Here is a 22,332-nt window from a genome sequence, read left to right as displayed (position 1 = left end):
GATAAAGCTAACCATATTAGGTTGTTATGCAGCTACACCAAGGACATTAACAAACCCAACAGCGCAATTACTCGAAATTAAAAACCATATGTTTTTAATAGATTGTGGCGAGGGAACACAAGTGCAATTACGTAAGCATAAGATTAAATTTTCTAGAATAAATCATATTTTTATTTCACATTTACATGGGGATCATTTTTTTGGTTTGCCTGGTTTAGTTTCTACATTTAGATTATTAGGACGCGACAAAGAATTGCATATTCATGGTCCTAAGGGAATAAAAGAAGCAATTACGATGCTTCTTAAACTAGGAGATTCATGGACTAATTATAATTTGTATTTTCATGAGATTACAGCTAAAGAATCTGTGTTGGTGTATGAGGATGATAAAGTTACTGTAGAAACTATCCCTTTAAACCATAGAGTATATACCAATGGATATTTGTTTAAAGAAAAAAAAGGGCTTAGAAAGTTACATGTAGAAGCGGTAGAAAAGTATAAAATTGATAAAGTCTACTATCAAAAAATAAAAAGTGGAAAAGATATTACTTTAGATACTAGAGAAACTATTTCAAATTCAGAACTAACAATAGATCCAGATGCTCCTAAAAGCTATGCTTTTTGTAGTGATACGGCGTATAAGCCAGATATAGTTCCAATTATTAAAAATACTACAGCTCTTTACCATGAATCTACTTTTTTACATACGCAAGAAGATTTAGCGGTTAAAACAAAGCATTCTACAGCAAAAGAAGCAGCTACTATTGCAAAAGATGCTGAAGTTGGCACTCTGGTTTTAGGTCATTACTCTACCAGATATAAATCTATAGAGTTATTTAAAACAGAGGCGCAAGAAGTTTTTGCTAATGTGCATTTAGCGGAAGACGGAAAAGTCTTTGAATTTTAATAAATACCCTCTCATTTTTTTCTTTGTCCCTTCTTTTGCAGAACTTTGTGTATCTTGTAAATAGACTAGAAAATAATGCAAAAAGACTTAGGTAATTATAGAAAATCCTACGAGAAAAGTGAACTTGTAGAGGAAGCTATTTCAGATAACCCAATGGAGGTTTTTCAGAAGTGGTTTTATGAGGTGGAAGCTTCTAAAGGAGTAGATGAAGCTAATGCAATGACAGTCTCCACGATAGGTTTAGATGGTTATCCAAAAAACCGAGTCGTGCTTTTAAAAAAATATACTTTCGAGGGTTTTATATTTTATACCAATTATACCAGTGAAAAGGGGAAAGCAATTTCTGAAAACCCTAATGTGTGCTTGTCTTTTTTTTGGCCAAATTTAGAACGCCAAATAATTATAAAAGGAAGAGCCGAAAAAATTGCAAAAAACCTATCGGATGGCTATTTTGAGTCTAGACCAGATGGCAGTAAATTAGGGGCAATTGTATCTAACCAAAGTAATGTTATAGCTTCTAGGGAAGTTTTAGAAGGAAAACTAAAAAAATTAGAGGAGGAATATCAAAATAAAGAAATAAAGCGTCCAGAGTATTGGGGTGGTTATATTGTAAAACCTGTATCGATGGAATTTTGGCAAGGAAGACCTAATAGATTACATGATAGAATCCGTTTTGAAATACAAGAAGATTTTAACTGGAAAGTAGAACGTTTAGCCCCATAAATTGTGTATGAAAAATTTAATTTTAGTTCGTCATGGTAAATCTTCTTGGGAGTATAATGTAAAGGATAAAGACCGTCCGCTAAAAGAAAGAGGCATTAATGATGCTTTTTTGGTAGCTGAAGTGTTAAGAAAACAACAATTAAATATAGACTACGTGTTTTCTAGTCCTGCAAATAGAGCGTTACATACAAGTATGATATTTTGTAGAGAGCTAAAACATGATTTTTCTAATTTTCAGATTTCCAATGAGTTGTATGATTTTTCTGGGGAAAGTGTTCTTTCTTTTGTAAAAACGATAGATAATAATTTAAATACAATAGTAATATTTGGACATAATTATGCGTTTACGCATATTGCTAATTCTTTAGGAAATAACTATATTGAAAACGTTCCGACCAGCGGTTTGGTACATTTACAATTTAACGAAGATAAATGGTCTTCTGTTACTAAAGGAATAACAAAACAAGTCATTTTTCCAAAACAATTAAGGGTATGATAAAAAATAAGAATCAATACATAAATAGAGAAATAAGTTGGTTGTTATTTAATGAAAGGGTGCTACAAGAAAGTGCAGACACTAATGTTCCTTTAATAGAACGCATGCGTTTTTTAGGAATTTTTTCTAACAACTTAGATGAGTTTTTTAAAGTTAGGTATGCTACTGTAAAGCGTATTGTAGAGGCTGGTAAGAATGGAAAAAGTGTCTTGGGCGGCGAAAAAGCTAAGGACCTTTTAGAAGAGATAACTAAAATCGTAATTTATCAGCAAACAAAAAGTTTAGGAATATTAAAAAAGGTAGAAGAGGAACTAGAGGCGCAAAATATTTTTATAATAAAAGAAACGGAACTCAACGATAGTCAAAAAGAGTTTGCCAAAAATTATTTTTTGCAAAAGGTAGGTCCGCAACTAATGACTATTATTTTAAGTGATGTAAATAAGTTTCCTACCCTAAAAGATACCGCAGCATATTTGGCTGTAAGAATACTTTTAAAAGAAGAAAAAGGGAAAAAACTAAAAAGGTTTGCTTTAATAGAAATTCCTAAAGGGATAGATCGTTTTGTAGTTCTTCCTAAAGAAGGAGATAAAGACTATATTATACTATTAGATGATTTAATTAGATATTGCCTTGGTAGTATATTTACTATGTTCGATTATGAGTCTATTTCTGCGCATATGATTAAAATTACCAGAGATGCAGAATTAGATATTGATAACGATTTAAGTAAGAGTTTTATAGAAAAAATATCCTCTAGTGTAGAACATAGAAAAGTTAGTGACCCAGTACGTTTTGTGTATGATAAAAGTATAAGGGCAGATACCTTATCCTATCTAAAAGAAAAAATGGAAGTGGAAGATACAGATAGTGTTATTCCCGGCGGGCGTTACCATAACCGTAGAGATTATATGGGGTTTCCAAGCTTGGGAAGACAAGATTTGTTATACGACAAAATAAAACCTTTGCCTGTTAAAGGCTTAAATACCGAAGGTAGTATTATAGAGTCTATTGCTAAAAAAGACTATTTATTATATACACCATACCATACTTTTTCTTATATAATTAAATTTTTAAGAGAAGCAGCTTTAGACCCAAATGTAAGGTCTATAAAAATTACTGTTTATAGACTTGCAAACGATTCTCAAGTGGCAGCTTGTCTAATAAATGCAGTTAAGAATGGGAAACAAGTAACAGTACAAATAGAATTACAAGCACGTTTTGATGAGCAAGCAAATATTGAATATGCTGAGCAATTACAGTCAGAAGGTGTTAAATTAATTTTCGGAGTTCCAGGGTTAAAAGTACATAGTAAAATATGTTTAGTAGAGCGTGAAGAAGAAAATGGTTTAAAAAGATATGGCTTTGTTAGTACTGGTAATTTTAACGAGTCTACCGCTAAAATATATACAGATTTTACGTTGTTTACTGCACATGATGCAATTTTGAAGGAGTTAAATAAAGTTTTTGACTTTTTTGAGACTACCTATAAAATTAATAAATACAAACATTTAATAGTTTCTCCACATTATACAAAAAGTACATTTATTAAATTCATTGAAAAGGAAATACAAAATGCCAACGAAGGTAAAGAGGCTTTTATTAAAATTAAGATGAATAGCTTTACATCGTATAAAATGATTGATAAATTATATGAAGCTAGTAATGCGGGGGTAAAAATACAATTGATAATTAGAGGAATCTGTTGCTTAATTCCTGGTGTAAAAGGAATGAGTGAAAATATAGAAGCAATTAGTGTAGTAGATAAATTTTTAGAACATTCTAGAGTTTTTATTTTTGGTAATGACGGAGATTCTAAAGTGTATATATCTTCTGCGGATTGGATGACAAGGAATCTAGACAATAGAGTAGAGGTAGGATGCCCAATCTATGATGAAGATATTAAAAAAGAAATTTTAGATACGTTTGATATTTGTTGGAATGATAATGTTAAAGCTCGTATTTTTTCAGACAAACAAGATAATGCTTATAAAGAAGGAGGAGAAGAGGCAAGTAGATCTCAGTTTGTAAGCTACAACTATTATTTAAATAAATTAAATTTGCAATAAAAAGGCAGAAATTTGAAGGTTAGAAAATTTGCAGCAATAGATATAGGCTCTAATGCAATACGTTTATTAACACATAACGTAATAGAGGAAGAAGGAAAAAAAACGCAGTTTAGAAAAAGTGCATTAGTACGTGTTGCTGTTCGTTTAGGAGAAGACTCTTTTACAAAAGGAGAAATATCCGAGAAAAACGAAATTAGAATGCTAAAATCTATGAAAGCCTTTAAACTTTTAATGGAGGTTGCAGGAGTAGAAGATTATAGGGCTTGTGCCACATCTGCAATGAGAGAAGCAAGTAATGGTACAGAAATTATTGAGAAAATAAAAAAAGAAGCTGGTGTTTCTATAGATTTAATTAACGGAAAACAGGAAGCTGCAATTATTGCATCTACAGATTTAAAAAGTTTAATCAAGGAGGATCAGTCTTATTTGTATATAGACGTTGGTGGTGGTAGTACAGAATTTACCATATTCACTAATGGAAAAATAAAAATATCTAAATCATTTAAATTAGGTACTGTACGTTTGTTAAATGATATGGTAAAACAAGAAGTTTGGGATAACCTTAAAAAATGGATAGAAACTAATACAGATAGTTTAGAAAAACTTTCTATTATTGGTTCTGGAGGAAACATTAATAAGTTACATAAAATGTCTGGTAGGAAAGAAGGACAAGCACTTTCTTATATATGGCTTAATGCACAATACAAGTTTTTAGATAGTTTAAGTTATGAGAATCGTATATCAGAATTAGGTTTAAATCCAGATAGGGCAGATGTTATTATACCAGCCGCACGGATATTTCTATCGGCTGCAAAGTGGAGTGTTGTCAAGAAAATATATGTTCCTAAAATAGGATTGTCAGATGGTATAATAAAAACGCTTTATCATTCTAAAAAGAAAAAAGCCTAGGTTAAAAGTGATTTAACTAATTTACTATTTCTAATTTAATTAATTCACAACTAATATCTGTTCGTTGTAATCCACTTACACGAAAAAGAGCATTAAAATGTTGTGATTTACCTTGTAATTCACTTTTAAATGTTGCTAGCCATTTTTTGTTAGTAAATTTTCTTACAGTGGCCATTACACCAATATCATTGTTTGATACAAAGTATAAAGCACTTTTATTAGGGTTTAGGGATGTGTAAGAAACCATTGCGTATTCCACTTTTTCATTAGCGCTAAATTCGGTGTTATAAATTTTTTCGATACCGTCTTTTGTGTACTTAAATCCGTCATTAAAAGTAGCAAATATTTTACTTTTTTTTAAGAATAATGATTTAGATAAATTCATCGTTTTATACTGTCCTATAAATAAAATATTGTGGTTTTGTATGTCTTTATATTTAAGTTTGCTCTCCAGTTCTAGTTGAAAATCAGAATCATTAGAACAGAACCAATAACTTAGAGCCTTAGTTGTATACGGTGCCATCTTAGACATTAGTGTATAATCTGTTGTACTTAACTCTTTATCAGTGTGCGCTTTTGTGTATTTAATAAAATCATTATAATTATTAATTTCTGGGTATGAAACCCCATAAGTTTTACCGTCAGTTAGCTTTTCATAAACTATGAATTGGTCAGAAAGTACAAGTAAATTTTTGGCGCCTTTCCTAAAATAGTCTTCCCATATAAAACTTGGTTTTTTTAAGTATTTCTGGATAACTAATAAAGATGCTATTGTAATTATTAAAAATACGAATGCTAGTTTAATATATTTTGTCGGAATCTTTACTGATTTACTGTAGTTGGGCTTAGATTTGTAATACTCATCAACAGACAAGAAACTTAGATTATACTGTCCTTTAATAATCTCGAAAATAATATCTTCATTCCCCTCCGTTTCTTTGTAGTATTCCGTTAGTTTTTTACGAAGTTTATACATGTAGGAACGGACGGTACTATTTCGTTTGTTTTCTGAATAATCAATTCCATAAAGATTACTTCCAATAGTAACTTCATTTATTTCTTCTTCATTAATTGTTTTTTTAACTAGGTATTTTAATAATAAAATATGTGTAGGTGAGTTTAAAAAAATTCTATGCGAGCAAATTTGATTAAGTGCTTTGTTAATAGACTTTTTTTCTTTCTCGGTTATCATAGGATACAAAAATACTACGATTTTACTTTAATGTATATATTACATAATATAATTGTTATATAGAGTGTTTAGTTGTTGATAATTAATAGTTTAAAGGTGGTTAGTAACTGTTGCAATCACCGTTTTATAACCCAAAATTATAGATTTAGCAGTTTTTTTATTTCAATTAAGCATACTATTGTATATGGCTTTGTGAAATAAAGAAGAAATTATTTTGTAAAAGAACACGCCATATATAAATTTAAAAATTGTATTAGTAGGTTCTATAAGTACATATGTTCAAATTTTGGAAAGAAGTTAAGGCAGATATTGATAATCGTGAAGAAGATTTATTGTCAAATCAGAAAAATTTTATAGTCCTTATTGAAATGTGTTTTTTGTTAATATATTATGGTGCCTCATGAAAATTAACTTTAAACAAGACTATTTAACTACTAATATAATGCAGGTATTAACTTTAGAACGGTTTCAAGAACCGTTATAGAAAATTTAAAAATGAAATTAAAAACCTTTATATTTTTAATAATTCAAATTCTTTTCCTAAAGAGTTTTGGACAAGCTTGGGACTATAACAATCATAGAATTGCTATAAGTGCTGATGGTAATAGTGCTCCAGATAATGAATATAAATGGCCAATTGGTGACCCAGATGATTGGGGTGCTAACGCTGCTATTCTTGCAGTTTTAGCAAAAAAGGAAATGCAAGATAATTTGGTGCATTATTCATATAATAATTTTATAGACGCTCCGGAAGGACCAGATAGTGAAAACCAAAACAAAATTAGTTGTGATGGCGGTATTATTCGGTGGAATTTTGATTCTTCTAACTTTTTTGATGTTACAGCGCAAAAAGAAAAAGCTATCCTTCATTTAGCAAAAGAAATGGCAAAGTCTACGGCAGAAGACCCGCTATATTTTTTGCATGCTGGTTTGTCCGAATTTGTATATCAGGCAGTAGAGAAAACAATCGATATTGGAGGTTTAAAAGCTTTGAGTCATGTAAAACTTATTTCACATAGCGGTTTTAATGAAAAAGAAAAGCGTAGAGAGTGGCATCATACATGGGCTGATATTCAAAGAATATCCGGTCAGCGTATACAGTATCATAAAATTAAAGATCAAAATGCATGTAGTGAGCCTGATATTTTGTGGTGTTCTGGTAAAAATTTTTCTCCTTGGTATTGGATGCGAGACCACAAAGATGAGAGTCTTCGTTGGCTATATACAAGGATGTTGGCTCATGATACAGGTAAAGCTGATATATCAGACGTTGGTATGCTGTATTGGTTATTAACTGAAGATGAGAATGGAAGCCCAGAAAAATTTAAATTATTTTTAGGAGATGGTATACCAAATGCAGTGCAAGGTATTGCTTTAACAAAAAAGCTTGATGAGAACGATAAGTTTACTCTTGAGGCCATAAAAGATTTTCCTATAATTAATATTCCAGGGTATGTGGCTCCTTATATTGATTCTCACAGAAAAGCATTAGCTATTGATGCATCAAAATATCAAAACATGTATGCTGCTAGTAAAGTAGAACTTACAATGCCAAGGGGGCTCTATTATTTGACACTCAAAACATTGAAAGAAATTGATGGTGAATCGTCTTATAAATTAATTATTAATGGAGAATTAATTAAAGAGGTAAGTAATTCTGATACTTCCAAGGATTATGAAGTACAAAATCATAGTTTTAGAAATGTAAGACTTAGAGCTATTAATGATATACAAATAGCTTTTAACTCTCATTCTAATGGTAAAGTGCCAGAGGGAAATCAATTTGCATTTTCTAGAGGAAGGTGGACTGAGCTTAAATTTCATTGTGTCGAAAAAGCAGTAGATAGGAGTAATGATTCTGAAATAATTGTTATTGAAGGTGAGAAATTTGACCTTCATGGGCAATGGAAAATGATTAAGGATAATTCGGCTTCAGGAAATAAATATATTACTTATTTTGGAGCTAATAACTATAAAAAAGTCGATAATAAAGAAACGATTATATCCCAATTTGAAATTTCTAAACCGGGAACATATACTGTTAAATGGTATATGAGGCAACCTTTAGAGGCTGAAGGAGATAAATCTAATGATGCTTGGATAAACTTTCCTGATGCTACTCAAATAGGGCGCGGAAATTTAAAAGGTTTTTACAAATTTGTTGGGCGCAGTAAAAATATTTTTGAATGTAATGGACAACTTGATTTACATGGCGACCAGCCGTGGATGAAGGTTAAATTTGATAAACCAGGATTTTATACACTGAAAATATCTGGGAGGTCAAAATTTCTACAGATAGATAAAATAATTCTTTATAAGGATATTACATTTGAACAGGCTAAATTAAAGACAAAATAGTTTCGGTTTGATTTTAATGAATTCCAGCATATGCACATATAGTTTACTCGATAATCGAGATTTAAATACTCCGAGGCTTGCCTCGAAATCAAAATTAGTTTCCTAATAAATGCCTCGTGGAGTTGACTCGGGGTAGTTTACTTAACCATGTACCGTTTCTTTACTACCAAGGTCTTTCATTATCTCAGCTTCATAAGTAAGTAAGTCTTGCCACTTTTTATTTACTTCTTCGGTGTCCCCATATTGTCTTGCAAATTGTAAAAACATAGTGTAGTGCCCAGCTTCGCTTACCATAAGTTTATGATAGAATTCTGCCAATTCTTTATCTTCAAGTTCTTCAGATAATAGTCTAAAACGCTCACAGCTACGAGCTTCAATTAGTGCGGCATATAATAATCTATGTACTAACTGCGTAGTTCTGCTACCACCTTTTGGAAAAAATTTTAAGAGTTCTATTACATAAGAATCTTTACGATCTCTTCCTAAAGTTTTGCCACGTGCCAATATACGGTCATGAACCATTTTAAAATGCCCCATTTCTTCTCTAGAAAGAGCTATCATTTCTTGGGTAAGTTCTGTGTATTCTGGAAAAGAAACTATCAAAGAAATAGCTGTACTTGCTGCTTTTTGCTCGCAATAAGCATGGTCAGTAAGTATTTCATCAATATTTTTTTCTACAATATTAACCCATCTTGGGTCTGTTGGTAGTTTAAGTCCTAGCATAATATAAAATGAAATCAAATGTACAAGTAAACATAATCACATCAAAATAGTATCTTTGAAAGATATAATACATTTTACTTTTTATTAGTATGCAAAAATTAGATGAATATTTAGGTTTTTTATACGGGATATTATGTTTTGTTTCTGCATTATTACAATACAATGACCCAGATCCAATGCTTTGGATTGTTATATATTCTTGTGCAACAATACTTTCTATTGCTTTTGCTTTAAATAAAATACACCCAATTTTGTTAGCTTTAACAGCTGCAATTAGTTTTTTTGGATTTTTTTATATGTATCCAGAAAAATTTGAGGGTTTCGAAATAGGAGCTGGAGATATTAAAAATATTGAAGAGGCTAGAGAGGCTTTTGGATTGCTCATTATGGCTATAATGTTTATCATATTTTCTTTTAGAGCTAAGAAAAAATTAGGTTAAATCCATATCAAATTCTTTTCGGAGTAAATCTATTACAGGATTTTTTTGTCTTAGTTTCTCGTATTTTTCTTCGGGTGTAAATGCAAATTTAGTTTCTGTAGTTTCGTTTACTTTAATTTTAAGCTCTAAAAAATAATTATTTAGCTGTTTTTTTAAAAACTCCATGAGTTCATATTGTTCCCGCTCTACTTCTTTTCTCATAGTATCATTAGGAAGTTCTATATGTATGCTAGTTTCATTTTTAAGTTTTGGAATATCTGCATTTAGGTTAGATGCTAGTATTTTTTGTCCTTTAGCATCAATCACATTAACAAATTCTGCCCATAGTTTCTGTAATTTTTCTTCGGATACAATATCTTTTGGAAGTTTAGATTCATCAATTACGAGTTCTTTTTTATTTAACTCATGTTCTTTTTTGGCTTTAAGGCTAGATATAGATAAACCAGAAACTCTTTTTGTTGGATTTTTTAAATCTATTTTTTTGGGAGTAGGAGTTTTAGTAGGAACTTCTTTTGTAATTGTAGATACTTTGGTTTCAAGGGTTGAAACTGTATTTTGTGGTAGTACAGTTTCTTGTTGTTCTTCTACAATTGGTTTGCTATTTTCTGTTTTTACAGTATTGGTAGAAGATTTCTCTTTTTTAGAATGAAAGAAAGAAGCAGGGGCAATAAATGAAATAGTTTTATTGTGTAATGCTACGGATTCAGGATTTTTTTTTTCTCCATCAAAATTGATAGAGGATAACTTCATTAAAGTAAGTTCTACAAGTAATCGTTGGTTTTTACTGGTTTTATACTTTAAGTCACAATCATTTGCAATGTCTAATGCTTGAAGTAAAAAAGAAGCCGATGCTTTTTTTGCTTGTTCTTGGTATTTCTTTTTTGTTACCTCTCCAACTTCTAATAAAGGTATTGTCTCTTGGTGTTGGCATACCATTAAATCTCTAAAATGTGATGCTAAACCACTTATAAAATGGTGGCCATCAAAACCTAAAGAAAGAGTTTTATTAAAAAGAATTAAAGCTTTTGGTATGTTATGTTCTAAGATATAATCTGTAGCAGAAAAATATGTATCGTAATCTAATACATTTAAGTTTTCTGTAACGGCTTTTCTTGTAAGTGTTGTTCCAGAAAAGCTTACTACACGGTCAAAAATTGAAAGCGCATCTCGCATGGCGCCATCTGCTTTTTGTGCTATAATATGTAATGCTTCTTCTTCTGCTTTTATCCCCTGATTTTCTGCTATGTATTTTAAATATTCCGTAGCGTCTTTAACTGTGATACGCTTAAAATCGAATATTTGGCAACGAGATAAAATAGTTGGTATTATTTTATGTTTCTCTGTAGTTGCTAAAATAAAGATAGCATGTTTAGGAGGCTCTTCTAAAGTTTTAAGAAAAGCATTAAAGGCAGATTGCGTTAGCATGTGTACCTCATCAATAATATATACTTTGTATTTTCCAACTTGTGGTGGTATGCGAACCTGGTCTATAAGACTACGAATATCATCTACAGAGTTGTTAGATGCTGCATCTAGTTCAAAAATATTAAAAGCAAAATCTTCATCAGAATTTTGAGAATCATCTTGGTTTATTTGTTTTGCTAATATTCTAGCACAGGTTGTTTTACCAACCCCACGAGGACCACAAAAAAGTAGCGCTTGTGCTAAATGATTACTATCTATAGCATTTAATAGCGTATTGGTTATAGCTTGTTGCCCTACAACATCTTTAAATGTTTTGGGTCTGTACTTACGTGCCGATACAATAAAAGGTTCCAAATATGCTATTTTTAATTCTGATGCTACACAACATGAAACATGTATAGTATTACAAATATAAAAATAGCATTAGATTTAGAACTTCATTTAAATAATAATAGCTACATATTTATCAACAATTAGGTTACATTTGCGGTTAGCAGGTCTCCTTATCGCTGTTCACCTTGTGTGAAGAGAGGAAAGTCCGGACACCATAGTGCAGTATAGCGGGTAACACCCGTCTCCCATTTATTGGGACGGACAAGTGCAACAGAAAGTATGTACAGGTAATGCTGTAGTGAAACCAGGTAAACTCTATACGGTGAAACGTCACGTAAATCAGTGTTTGAGGGCTGCACGCCCGAGCTGAAGGGTAGGCGGTTAGAGCTATTGGGTAACTAATAGTCTAGATAAATGATAAGGTTTTGTTTTTTAACAAAGACAGAATCCGGCTTATGGCCTGCTTTTTTATTCTATTAGAATTGTAGCTTTATGTTTTATTTTAAAATTACAAGAATTAGCGATAAAGCACATTTCATTAGCTTTTTCATGTAAAGCCATAGCTTTTTCTTTGTCAGAGCTATTTGTTATGGTAATTAAAGGATTTAAGGTTACACTTGTAAATTTCCCATTACCATTGGGGCTTTCTTCCATACAACCAGTTGCATTATCTTTATAAGAGGTAATAATAATGTTATTAGTAGCGCATAAGTGTAAATACCAAAGCATATGACAAGATGAGATAGATGATAAGAACAAGTCTTCTGGATTGTAGCGTGTTTTATCTCCTAAGAATGCAGGGTCAGAAGAACCAAGTATTTCAGTATATTTTCCTTCGCCGTTAATAGAGTGATTCCTGTTGTAAGTCTTGTAGTTTTTTGTTCCAGTACCTTCATTGCCAGTCCAAACAGTTTTTATATTATAATGATGTTTTTTCATTGCAAAGGGTGTCTTGATTAATCCGGGTTCTGTTCAAAGAAACTAAAAACACTACCGCCATATTTTCTTTGATTTGTAAAATTATCTAAAATAGATAAATCTGTATGTTTAGAGTGTTCTACAATTAATACGCCATTATCTAATAATAAATTGTTTTTAAGTACTAGTTCTGGAATTTTAGAAAAATCCTCAATAGATAAATCATAAGGTGGATCTGCAAAAATAACAGTGCTTTTTTGCGCTGCTTTTTCTAGATATTGAAAAACATCACTCTTAATGGTGTCAATAGTAAACTCTAATTCTTTTGAAATTTTATCAATGTATTGGATGCAGCCATAATTAGCATCTACTGCTGTTAACTGTGTGGTGCCTCTAGATGCAAATTCAAAACTAATGTTACCAGTTCCAGAAAATAAATCTAAAACCACTAGATCTTCTAAATAATATAAGTTATTTAATATGTTAAATAGTGCTTCTTTAGCCATGTCTGTAGTTGGTCTTACAGGCAGTTTTTTTGGGGCTTGTAAATATCTTCCTTTATGTTTTCCAGAGATTATTCGCATTATAAAGCATTTAAAACTGTAAAATCTATTGCCTCAGAATTAGATTCATCTATTGGATGATACGTATTTTTTGGAATAAATATGGTTATATTTTTTATGTATTTATAGCTTATATCATATAAGTTGTCTCCTTCTTCTATTGCTCCAAAAAGCTTTAATACAACTGTTTCTGGATCTAAGTTTAGTTGTTCTAAAGTAAAAAGAATGTAATAAATAAAATCTTCTTTAGAGTTAAAGTTAAAAGAGTTATGTAATATTATTTTTTTGTTTTTTAAGATAGTTATATCCATATATTTTTCAGAAACATGAATATAACAAATAGCTTCTTTGGAGGTGTTAGAGAGTCCTAAAAGCGTTTGGATCATTACAGAACTATTGTGCTTATATGTAAATTCTCCAAAAAGGTCATATATATAATTATTAATGTTAACAAAAGGAACATAGACAGGTATTATGTCATGATTTTCTATTTCATCATAAGCTAAAAGATCTGTAGCAAGAATTTTAGAATTAAAGTTTAAATAACTTTCAAGTTCATTTGGATTAAATAATGCCTTAGGAACCAAACTGTATAATAGGTTTTTGTGAATAACGATAACCTCAGAAAATTTTTGGGCAGTTATGTTATTTTCTTCTAAAACAGGCTTTAGTTCTTTTACTAAAGCATTAGGATTTACTTCTTCTTTAAAAAGTAAACTTTTAGAGGCAATGATTTTATTGCTAATTGTATCTGCAATACAAAAAGAAAGTCCATTCAAACTAATTTGAATGGACAATTTCTTATAATCGTTATCTCCGATGTTGGTAATATTATTCGTTCTTTTTGTCATAAATAGGAGGCCAGTTACCACTTGTGCTAACTTCGTCTAGAGAACCAACTTTAATTGTACTACCATTAACTTCTTCAACACTTGCGTGAGAATTTTCACGTTCTAAAAGAGTTTTAGGTTGGTCGTATAGTACTACGCTTTTTTCAACTTTTGCTTCAAAAACAGGAGCTTTATAGCCACTTTTTTCAATAACAGAAGATTTCATAGTAAATTTTTCACCATTTGCAGCACCAGGAACATTCATCATAGTTTTGTAACGGTCATCTTTCTTAAATAAAGAATCTTTTACAGATACAAATCCTAGAGTATCTATAATTTTTACTTCTTTTAAGACATCAATTTGATACGTTTCATCAAACTGCATGAAAGAAGAATCTCTTTGTTGTGTTATGGTATATTTTCCTCTTTCTACAAAATCAATAAGACCTTTAAAGTCATTTGCATACTTTCCAGTTACAGTTTTATAGGCTTCTTGTGAATTTTTAATGTCTTTTAATTTAGAAACAACTTTTGCAAAACGTTCTTGTTTTACTTTTTTAAATTCGATTGGTCCGTTAACTGATTGATAAATAGCATATCCTAAACCGATGCACGCAATCCAAAGTACAATTTGTATTATGGTCTTCATTTTGTATGTGTTAATTATATTTAGTGGTTCTCACAAATCTACAATTTTTTTTTAATCGTAAAAGGTTTTCTAGAAAAAATCCTGATTATATTTGATGTTATATGAAATCTATTACTGATGCTTCCTTTTTTAGCTTACTAAAATCTAAGTTTCCACATGAACCTACATTAAAGCAAATTGTGGCTTTACAAAAATTAGCTACCTATATATTATCTAAGGAAAAAGAACAAGTCTTTTTGCTAAAAGGTTTTGCAGGTACTGGTAAAACAACTTTAATAGGAACCATGGTAAGTTGTTTGTGGCAAGTAGGTAGTAAAGCTGTTCTTATGGCTCCTACGGGTAGAGCTGCTAAGGTTATGTCTAACTATTCCAATACAAAAGCTTTTACTATACACAGGAAAATATATTTTCCTAAAAAGCAAAGTGGAGGAGGCGTACAGTTTGTTATGGCGCCTAATAAACATAGGAACACTATATTTATTGTCGATGAGGCTTCAATGATACCGGATAGGCCAGCAGATTCTAAATTATTTGAAAATGGTTCTTTGTTAGATGATTTAATACAGTTTGTGTATTCTGGTCATAATTGTAAACTTATATTAATAGGAGACACAGCACAGTTACCGCCAGTACATTTAAGTTTAAGTCCTGCTTTGGATGCGGATAAACTTTCCTTAAACTATAATAAAGACGTTATTAAATTAGAGTTAGATGAGGTAGTAAGGCAAGCAGAAAATTCCGGAATATTAGTAAATGCCACTTTATTAAGAGAAGAGTTGCAAGGTTCTTTTTACGATACATTTAAATTTAATGTAGAGTCATTTAAAGATATAGTAAGGTTGCAGGATGGTTATGAAATTCAGGAAGCTATTGATGCCTCTTACTCTGAAAATGGAAAAGAAGAAACGGCGTTTATAGTACGATCTAATAAAAGAGCAAATCTTTATAATGAAAATATAAGAAGTAGAATTTTATTTTTAGAAAATGAACTTGCGGTTGGCGATTATATGATGGTGGTTAAGAACAACTACTTTTGGTTAAAGCCAGAATCTGAAGCTGGTTTTATTGCTAATGGGGATATTATTGAAATTTTAGAGATTTTTAGATTTAAAGAAATTTATGGCTTTAAATTTGCAGAGGTTAAAGTAACTATGGTAGATTATCCTAACCAAAAACCTTTTGAAACTGTTCTTTTATTAGACACTATTAGTGCAGAGTCCCCTTCATTATCCTATGAAGATGGGAACAAATTGTACCAAGAAGTAATGAAGGATTATGAGCAGGAATCTTCTAAGTATAAAAAATTCTTAGCAGTTAAGAATAATAAGTTTTTTAATGCTTTGCAGGTAAAATTCTCTTATGCTATAACATGTCATAAATCGCAAGGTGGGCAATGGAATACTGTTTTTGTAGAACAGCCATATATGCCAAACGGCATAGATAAAGAGTATTTAAGGTGGTTATATACTGCAGTAACTAGAGCAAAAAAACAATTATATTTAATTGGTTTTAAGAGTAATTTTTTTGAAAATTAAGAGCATAAAAAATGACAACAGAAACAATTTTAAGTGTATTTCTTGGAGTAGGTTTAGCAGCATCTGTAGGATTTAGAGTATTCTTGCCTTTGTTTGCTTTAAGTTTAGCTTCTTATTTTAATATCTGGGAACTAAATAATAGCTGGGAATGGATTGGTAGTTTAGCGGCTGTTGTTACGCTAGGTGTAGCTACCTTAGTAGAACTGTTTGCTTATTTTATTCCTTGGGTAGATAATCTTTTAGATAGTTTTGCAGTACCTTTGGCAGCTATTGCTGGTACAGCAGTGATGGTGTCTACTGTAGCAAATTTAGACCCGGTAGTAACATGGTCTTTGGCAATAATTGCAGGAGGTGGTACAGCAACTGCAATAAAAGGGGCAGGGGCAACCACTCGTTTGGCTTCTACTGCAACTACAGGAGGATTGGCTAATCCCGTTGTTGCAACAATAGAAACCGGAACAGCAGTAGCAGTTACTACGGCTTCCATTTTTGCTCCAATATTAGCAGCAGTTTTAGTAATAATAATTTTGGTTATAATATTTTCAATTTATAGAAAATTAAGACCAAAAAGTAATTAATATAACCATCAATAGCGTGAAAGTAATAGCAATGATTCCGGCTCGGTATGCCGCTTCTAGATTCCCCGCAAAATTAATGCAAGACCTTGCGGGAAAACCAGTAATACTTAGAACATATGAAGCTGCAGTACATACAAATTTATTTGATGAGGTATATGTGGTAACGGATAATGACCTTATCTATGAAACTATAGAAAAAGCTGGTGGTAATGTTATAAAAAGTATTAAAGAGCACGATTGTGGGAGTGATCGTATAGCAGAAGCTGTAGAAAATTTAGAGGTAGATATTATTGTTAATGTGCAAGGAGATGAACCTTTTACGGATAGAGAGAGTTTAGCTGCTGTTTTAGAAGTTTTTAAAAACGACCCTAATAAAGAAATAGATTTAGCGTCTTTAATGGTTAAAATCACTGATTTAGAAGAAATAAGTAACCCAAACACAGTTAAGGTTATAGTAAATAAAGAAAATTTTGCATTGTATTTTTCTCGTTCTCCAATTCCTTACCCTAGAGATACAAATATAGAAAGTACGTATTATAAGCATAAAGGAATTTATGCTTTTAGGAAAAGTGCTTTAATGGATTTTCAGCGTTTACCTATGTTAATGTTAGAGGCTGTAGAGAAAATAGAAGCTATTCGTTACTTAGAATATGGGAAAACAATAAAAATGGTAGAAACAACTGTAAGTGGAATAGAAATAGATACCCCTGAAGATTTAAAAAGAGCAAGAGCAGAATGGAAGTAGATTATAGTAATATAAAAGTTATTGGTTTTGATGCAGATGATACACTTTGGGTAAATGAAACCTATTTTAGACAGGCCGAAGAAGAATTTGCAAGTCTGTTAGATGGCTATGAAACCAAAAATAAAATAGACCAAGAATTGTTTAAGATGGAAATTAAAAATCTTCATTTATACGGTTATGGTATAAAAGGATTTACATTGTCTATGGTAGAATCTGCGATGGATTTGTCTAACAATAATGTGCCTCAAAAAGTTATTAATCAAATTCTAGATATAGGAAAAAGAATGATAACACAGCCAGTAGAATTGCTAAATGGTATAGAAGAAGTTCTAGAAAATTTACAAAGTAAGTATAGATTAATTGTTTTAACAAAAGGAGATTTGTTAGATCAAGAAAGAAAAGTAGAACGCTCTGGTTTAGAAAAATACTTTCATCATGTTGAGGTGTTAAGTGATAAAAAAGAAAAAAATTATCAAAATCTATTAGAGCATTTAGAAATAAAAGAATCCGAGTTTTTAATGATTGGAAACTCTTTAAAATCAGACGTTTTGCCTTTGGTTAATATTGGCGCAAAAGCGGTTCATGTTCCTTTTCATACTACCTGGGAACACGAAAAGGTTAAAGAAGGAGAGGATAATGGAGATTACCTTAAATTAAATTCTATAAAAGATATTTTAAACTATTTGTAATGCATTATTTAGATATTGATGCTTGGGAAAGAAAGCAGCATTTCGAGTTTTTTAACACCTTTACAGACCCATATTTTTCTGTAGCAGCAGCTGTAGATGTAACTCGTTCTTATGCCTTTGCTAAAAAAAATAAGATTAGTTTTTTTGCAGTGTACTTACATGCATGTATGACAGCAATAAATCAGGTTAAAAATTTTAAATATAGAATTGAAGAAGATAAGATAGTAGTCTATGATACAATACATGCATCTGCAACTATAATGAGGCCTAATAAAACATTTGGATTTTCATTTATAAATTATAATGAAGATGTAAAAGTTTTTGAAAAAAATCTAAAAAAGGAAAAAGATAGAATATATAACTCAGATTCGCTTTTTCCGCCTCAAAATACGCAAGATTGTATTTACTGTTCTGCTTTGCCATGGGTAAGTTTTACAGGACATAAAGAGCCTGTTAATGGAGGTAAAGAATCTGTTCCAAAATTAGCTTTCGCTAAAATAGAAGAGAACAATAAAAAATTAAGTATGCAAGTATCCGTAAGTGTAAATCATGCTTTGGTAGATGGGTATCATGTAGGGCTCTTTTACGAAAAATTTCAGGAAGCATTAAATAAAAATATATAACAGTATATGAAGTTTAAAAATTTTCCAATGGTTCCAAGAGTAATCTTTGGCGCAGGTAGTTTTAAACAACTGGGAGAAATACTATTGCCTAAACGTAAAAGTTCGGACACTCCAGTTATTTATTTAGTCGATGCTATTTTTGAAAATCAAGAAATATCTAAACAAATTCCGGTCTTATTTAGTGATCAAATTATTTATGTTTCTACAGATGAAGAGCCTAAAACAGAGCAGGTAGATGCGTTAGTGTCTTTATTAAAAACTAACTATCCAGAATTGCCTGCAGCAATTGTTGGTATTGGTGGAGGCTCTATTTTAGATTTAGCAAAAGCGGTTGCTATTATGCTCACCAATAAAGGAAAAGCGGAAGACTATCAAGGTTGGGATTTAGTTAAAAACCCTGCAATATACCATGTAGGTGTGCCAACACTTAGTGGAACAGGAGCAGAGGTTTCTAGAACTGCTGTGCTTTCTGGTCCAGAAAAAAAATTAGGAATTAATTCCGATTATACACCTTTTGACCAAGTTGTCTTAGATCCAGATTTAACCATAAACGTAGAAAAAGACCAATGGTTTTATACAGGAATGGATTGCTTTATTCATTGTATAGAGTCTTTAAACGGTACATATTTAAATGCATTTAGTCAATCTTACGGTGAAAAAGCGTTAGATTTATGTAAAGAAGTTTTCTTAGAAGATATAGATTCTTCTAGTGCCAGAGATAAATTAATGATGGCTTCTTGGCATGGTGGTATGAGTATTGCCTATTCTCAAGTAGGTGTTGCACATGCAATTAGTTATGGTTTGTCTCACGTATTAGGCATTAAACATGGTATAGGTAATTGTTTAGTGTTTCAATATTTAGAAGAATTTTACCCAGAAGGTGTTGCTTTATTTTCTAAAATGATGGACAAGCATAATATTATTTTGCCTAAAGGAATTTGTAAAAACTTGTCAGAAAATCAATTAAATACCATGATAAAAGTGGCTATGGCAATGACGCCTTTATGGGAAAATGCTTTGGGTGCAAACTGGCAAGACACAATTACCGAAAGTAAACTAAAATCTATTTATAAAAAGATTTAGTAATTTTTAGCTTTTTTAATAAAACAAGTCTAATATTTTTTGATGCACAAAATTGCAAAATTTATTTACTTTAAACTTTTGGGGTGGAAAACTGTTGGCGATTTCCCTCAAGTAAATAAATGTGTTATTGCTGTAGTTCCGCATACCAGTTGGGTAGATTTTTTTCTAGGTCTTCTTATTAGAAAAGTATGGAATGAGGAGATTAATTATGTAGGTAAGAAAGCCTTATTTAATCCTCCTTTTGGATGGTTTTTTAGATGGACAGGTGGTGCTCCTGTAGACAGAACCAAAAATAATAATATGGTTAGCGCTACTGCCGAAGTATTTAAAACTCGTAAAAAATTTAGGTTAACCTTAGCGCCTGAAGGTACGCGCAAAAAAGTAACAGAATGGAAAACAGGGTTTTACTTTATAGCAATAGAAGCAAAGGTTCCTATTGTTTTGGTCGCTTTTGATTTTGGGAAGAAACAAGTAAAAATATCTAAACCTTATACACCAACAGGAAATAAAGAAAAAGACTTTAAATCTTATGCACAATTTTTTGAAGGGGTAAAAGGTAAGGTTGAAAAATATAGTTATTAAAAAAGCCCTAACAATTAAAATGTAAGGGCCTTGTATAAGTTTTGAAGAGATATTTATTCTTGCATAGTATGGTACACATTCTGCACATCGTCATCCTCTTCAATTTTCTCTAATAGTTTTTCAACATCTGCAGCTTGTTCTTCTGTTAGCTGTTTTGTTACTTGTGGTATACGTTCAAAACCAGAGGATAAAATTTCAATTTCTCTAGATTCTAATTCTTTTTGAATAGAACCAAAGCTTTCAAAAGGAGCATAAATTAGAATTCCATCATCATCAACAAAAACTTCTTCTGCGCCAAAATCTATTAATTCTAGTTCTAACTCTTCAGGGTCTATACCTTCAGCAGGGATTCTAAAATTACAAGTATGGTCAAACATAAATTCTACAGAACCAGAAGTTCCCATATTGCCATTACACTTGTTAAAATAACTACGTACATTGGCTACTGTTCTGGTGTTGTTATCTGTTGCAGTTTCTACTAAAATTGCAATTCCGTGAGGAGCATATCCTTCAAACAAAACCACCTTAAAATCACCAAGACTTTTATCACTTGCTCTTTTTATAGCGCGTTCTACGTTATCTTTAGGCATGTTTACAGATTTTGCATTCTGTATAACTGCTCTTAGTTTTGCGTTTGAATCTGGATCTGGTCCTCCTTCTTTTACAGCCATTACAATGTCTTTGCCAATACGCGTAAAGGCTTTGGACATAGCAGACCATCTTTTCATTTTACGTGCTTTTCTAAACTCAAAAGCTCTTCCCATGGTAATATTTTTTTAAGGTATAATTACAAATTTAATAAATTTTATTGCTGTGGCAAGTACTAGATGCTACAGGTTTATTCGCTAGTAATTATTTCTTCTATGGTATGGGCAAGTGTAATATCGTTTTCTGTAATCCCATTAGCATCGTGGGTATTTAAACGTATGTTAAGTTTGTTGTATACATTTGTCCAATCTGGATGATGATTTTGTTTTTCGCACTCAAAAGCTATTCTAGTCATTACAGAAAAAGCATCTTTAAAATTTTTAAATTCAAAAGTGGTTTCTATAGCTCCGTTTATATATTCCCAACCATCTAGTTGTTTTAAGTTTTCTTCTATTTGGGAATCTGTTAGTTTTTGCATTTTGTTTTTTTATAAAGTTAGCTAATTATATGATGGTCTATTATTTCTTGATACGTAAATTGTAAATTCTTAGGTAGTTTGTTAGATTTTGGTAAAACAGCTAAGTAACGTTCGTTATTAGTTGTAAAATTTCGTTTATATATGGGGTTAAAAGTGCCAATACGTTCTATAATTTCTTTTATAAAATCTTCATGGTGTACTAAATCTTTAGAGCCTAAATGGTAAATTCCGCTTTTATTTCTATTAATTAAATAATGAATTTGTTGTGTTAGCTTATCATCATTAGTAACATTAATTATAAGGTTTGGAAAAACGTCAATAGGTATATTATTTAAAATACTCGTTTTAAAATCTTTTATCCTTGTAGATGTGTTTCCAAAAACCATAGGAACTCTTAATATTGCCATTTTTTCTTTTGGCAGTCTTAAGAGCATATTTTCAATCCTAATTTTTAAACGACCGTAAATACTTTCAGATAAAGTTTTGTCATTTTCATAGGATGGATATTTGCTATATGCATCAAAAACATTAGCAGAGGATACAAATACAAGTCTGCAATTATGCTCTTCAACATATTCTACTATATGATGATGTGCTTGTATTTGCGATGCAAAATTACCTCTTATCGCAGAAATAATTATTTGTGGTTTTATATTTTCTAGGATGGTATATATATCATCCTCTTCCATATTGTATTTAAAAAAATGTTGATTTTTTTCAAAAGACCTTCTTGCAGAATTGTAGGTACCGTAGGTATTAAAATAGGGGTGTAGCTCTTTATAAATAGCGTTACCTATAAAGCCACTTCCGCCTATTATTAAAATTCTTTTTACTTCCAA

General features: G+C 31.1%; 24 protein-coding genes and 1 other RNA gene. 15 read left to right on the top strand and 10 right to left on the bottom strand.

Going from position 1 to position 22,332, the window contains the following annotated elements; genetic code table 11:
• Nucleotide 1 precedes the first annotated feature (1 nt).
• From CLV91_RS14095 to CLV91_RS14075, 5 genes are all read left to right on the top strand, one after another.
• A complete protein-coding gene (locus CLV91_RS14095; RefSeq protein ID WP_121068884.1) occupies nucleotides 2-907 on the top strand; it encodes a ribonuclease Z in 906 nt (301 codons plus the stop codon).
• Between the two features lie 75 nt (nucleotides 908-982).
• Nucleotides 983-1,630 (top strand): pyridoxamine 5'-phosphate oxidase, encoded by a 648-nt coding sequence (gene pdxH / locus CLV91_RS14090; protein WP_121068858.1) that lies wholly within the window; start codon nucleotides 983-985, stop codon nucleotides 1,628-1,630.
• A 7-nt stretch (nucleotides 1,631-1,637) separates the two neighbouring features.
• Nucleotides 1,638-2,126 carry a SixA phosphatase family protein gene (locus tag CLV91_RS14085; RefSeq protein WP_121068857.1) on the top strand — a complete coding sequence of 163 codons (489 nt, stop codon included), beginning with the start codon at nucleotides 1,638-1,640 and terminating at the stop codon, nucleotides 2,124-2,126.
• Nucleotides 2,123-4,192, top strand: a complete 2,070-nt coding sequence (gene ppk1 / locus CLV91_RS14080) for a polyphosphate kinase 1 (protein ID WP_121068856.1) — start codon at nucleotides 2,123-2,125, stop codon at nucleotides 4,190-4,192. Before CLV91_RS14085 ends, ppk1 begins: the two co-directional genes overlap by 4 nt.
• 12 nt (nucleotides 4,193-4,204) lie before the next feature.
• Nucleotides 4,205-5,101, top strand: a complete 897-nt coding sequence (locus CLV91_RS14075; RefSeq protein ID WP_121068855.1) for a Ppx/GppA phosphatase family protein — start codon at nucleotides 4,205-4,207, stop codon at nucleotides 5,099-5,101.
• Nucleotides 5,102-5,117: 16 nt separating this feature from the next.
• On the opposite strand, the gene CLV91_RS14070 is transcribed toward CLV91_RS14075, so the two are convergent.
• Nucleotides 5,118-6,293 (bottom strand): helix-turn-helix domain-containing protein, encoded by a 1,176-nt coding sequence (locus CLV91_RS14070; RefSeq protein WP_121068854.1) that lies wholly within the window; start codon nucleotides 6,291-6,293, stop codon nucleotides 5,118-5,120.
• Nucleotides 6,294-6,788: 495 nt separating this feature from the next.
• Between CLV91_RS14070 and CLV91_RS16965 the strand changes: the two genes are divergently transcribed.
• Complete coding sequence (locus tag CLV91_RS16965) at nucleotides 6,789-8,651, top strand: hypothetical protein (RefSeq protein ID WP_211333227.1); 1,863 nt, start codon at nucleotides 6,789-6,791, stop codon at nucleotides 8,649-8,651.
• 141 nt (nucleotides 8,652-8,792) lie between these two features.
• Here CLV91_RS16965 and miaE read toward each other — a convergent pair whose 3' ends face one another.
• Nucleotides 8,793-9,374, bottom strand: coding sequence for a tRNA-(ms[2]io[6]A)-hydroxylase (gene miaE, locus CLV91_RS14060; protein ID WP_121068853.1), 582 nt, complete (start codon nucleotides 9,372-9,374; stop codon nucleotides 8,793-8,795).
• 89 nt (nucleotides 9,375-9,463) lie between these two features.
• On the opposite strand from miaE, the gene CLV91_RS14055 reads away from it, so the two are divergent.
• Entirely contained in the window at nucleotides 9,464-9,814 is a 351-nt protein-coding gene (locus CLV91_RS14055) for a transmembrane 220 family protein (protein ID WP_121068852.1), read from the top strand.
• Here CLV91_RS14055 and CLV91_RS14050 read toward each other — a convergent pair.
• Nucleotides 9,806-11,593 (bottom strand): DNA polymerase III subunit gamma/tau, encoded by a 1,788-nt coding sequence (locus CLV91_RS14050; RefSeq protein ID WP_121068851.1) that lies wholly within the window; start codon nucleotides 11,591-11,593, stop codon nucleotides 9,806-9,808. The two genes, CLV91_RS14055 and CLV91_RS14050, sit on opposite strands and share 9 nt — an antisense overlap.
• A gap of 136 nt (nucleotides 11,594-11,729) precedes the next feature.
• On the opposite strand from CLV91_RS14050, the gene rnpB reads away from it, so the two are divergent.
• Nucleotides 11,730-12,043, top strand: an RNA gene (gene rnpB, locus CLV91_RS14045) — RNase P RNA component class A.
• Here the strand turns inward: rnpB and CLV91_RS14040 are convergent.
• From CLV91_RS14040 to CLV91_RS14025, 4 genes are read right to left on the bottom strand one after another with little or no spacing between them, the layout of a single operon-like run.
• Nucleotides 12,041-12,511 carry an OsmC family protein gene (locus CLV91_RS14040; RefSeq protein ID WP_121068850.1) on the bottom strand — a complete coding sequence of 157 codons (471 nt, stop codon included), beginning with the start codon at nucleotides 12,509-12,511 and terminating at the stop codon, nucleotides 12,041-12,043. The two genes, rnpB and CLV91_RS14040, sit on opposite strands and share 3 nt — an antisense overlap.
• 17 nt (nucleotides 12,512-12,528) lie before the next feature.
• Nucleotides 12,529-13,074, bottom strand: coding sequence for an RsmD family RNA methyltransferase (locus CLV91_RS14035; protein WP_121068849.1), 546 nt, complete (start codon nucleotides 13,072-13,074; stop codon nucleotides 12,529-12,531).
• Nucleotides 13,074-13,904, bottom strand: a complete 831-nt coding sequence (locus CLV91_RS14030) for a DUF3822 family protein (protein ID WP_121068848.1) — start codon at nucleotides 13,902-13,904, stop codon at nucleotides 13,074-13,076. The genes CLV91_RS14035 and CLV91_RS14030 overlap by 1 nt, the downstream gene beginning before the upstream one ends.
• Complete coding sequence (locus CLV91_RS14025) at nucleotides 13,885-14,532, bottom strand: hypothetical protein (RefSeq protein ID WP_121068847.1); 648 nt, start codon at nucleotides 14,530-14,532, stop codon at nucleotides 13,885-13,887. The genes CLV91_RS14030 and CLV91_RS14025 overlap by 20 nt, the downstream gene beginning before the upstream one ends.
• Nucleotides 14,533-14,633: 101 nt before the next feature.
• Between CLV91_RS14025 and CLV91_RS14020 the strand changes: the two genes are divergently transcribed.
• The 7 genes from CLV91_RS14020 to CLV91_RS13990 are packed head-to-tail and all read left to right on the top strand — an operon-like array spanning nucleotide 14,634 to nucleotide 20,367.
• Nucleotides 14,634-16,067: an ATP-dependent DNA helicase gene (locus CLV91_RS14020; protein ID WP_121068846.1), complete on the top strand. Its 1,434-nt coding sequence runs from the start codon at nucleotides 14,634-14,636 to the stop codon at nucleotides 16,065-16,067.
• 11 nt (nucleotides 16,068-16,078) lie between these two features.
• The gene (locus tag CLV91_RS14015) at nucleotides 16,079-16,645 is read left to right on the top strand and encodes a DUF4126 domain-containing protein (protein WP_121068845.1); all 567 of its coding nucleotides are present in this window, start codon (nucleotides 16,079-16,081) and stop codon (nucleotides 16,643-16,645) included.
• Nucleotides 16,646-16,676: 31 nt separating this feature from the next.
• On the top strand, nucleotides 16,677-17,390 hold the full coding sequence (gene kdsB / locus CLV91_RS14010) for a 3-deoxy-manno-octulosonate cytidylyltransferase (RefSeq protein ID WP_211333228.1): 714 nt from the start codon (nucleotides 16,677-16,679) through the stop codon (nucleotides 17,388-17,390).
• Nucleotides 17,381-18,079, top strand: coding sequence for an HAD family hydrolase (locus tag CLV91_RS14005; protein WP_121068843.1), 699 nt, complete (start codon nucleotides 17,381-17,383; stop codon nucleotides 18,077-18,079). Before kdsB ends, CLV91_RS14005 begins: the two co-directional genes overlap by 10 nt.
• Complete coding sequence (locus CLV91_RS14000) at nucleotides 18,079-18,702, top strand: CatA-like O-acetyltransferase (RefSeq protein ID WP_121068842.1); 624 nt, start codon at nucleotides 18,079-18,081, stop codon at nucleotides 18,700-18,702. The genes CLV91_RS14005 and CLV91_RS14000 overlap by 1 nt, the downstream gene beginning before the upstream one ends.
• A 6-nt stretch (nucleotides 18,703-18,708) precedes the next feature.
• Nucleotides 18,709-19,785, top strand: coding sequence for an iron-containing alcohol dehydrogenase family protein (locus CLV91_RS13995; RefSeq protein WP_121068841.1), 1,077 nt, complete (start codon nucleotides 18,709-18,711; stop codon nucleotides 19,783-19,785).
• A gap of 42 nt (nucleotides 19,786-19,827) precedes the next feature.
• Nucleotides 19,828-20,367: a 1-acyl-sn-glycerol-3-phosphate acyltransferase gene (locus CLV91_RS13990; protein WP_121068840.1), complete on the top strand. Its 540-nt coding sequence runs from the start codon at nucleotides 19,828-19,830 to the stop codon at nucleotides 20,365-20,367.
• A gap of 53 nt (nucleotides 20,368-20,420) precedes the next feature.
• Here CLV91_RS13990 and CLV91_RS13985 read toward each other — a convergent pair whose 3' ends face one another.
• The 3 genes from CLV91_RS13985 to CLV91_RS13975 form a co-directional block, all read right to left on the bottom strand.
• Nucleotides 20,421-21,131: a YebC/PmpR family DNA-binding transcriptional regulator gene (locus tag CLV91_RS13985; RefSeq protein WP_121068839.1), complete on the bottom strand. Its 711-nt coding sequence runs from the start codon at nucleotides 21,129-21,131 to the stop codon at nucleotides 20,421-20,423.
• A gap of 74 nt (nucleotides 21,132-21,205) precedes the next feature.
• Entirely contained in the window at nucleotides 21,206-21,493 is a 288-nt protein-coding gene (locus CLV91_RS13980; protein ID WP_121068838.1) for a 4a-hydroxytetrahydrobiopterin dehydratase, read from the bottom strand.
• A 17-nt stretch (nucleotides 21,494-21,510) separates the two neighbouring features.
• A complete protein-coding gene (locus CLV91_RS13975) occupies nucleotides 21,511-22,332 on the bottom strand; it encodes a sugar nucleotide-binding protein (RefSeq protein WP_121068837.1) in 822 nt (273 codons plus the stop codon).

Origin of the sequence: Maribacter vaceletii (assembly GCF_003634105.1) — a bacterium.
Taxonomy (GTDB): Bacteria; Bacteroidota; Bacteroidia; order Flavobacteriales; family Flavobacteriaceae; genus Maribacter_B; species Maribacter_B vaceletii.
Note: the sequence above shows the minus strand (reverse complement) of the source record. Positions and strands in the feature narration are given on the sequence as shown.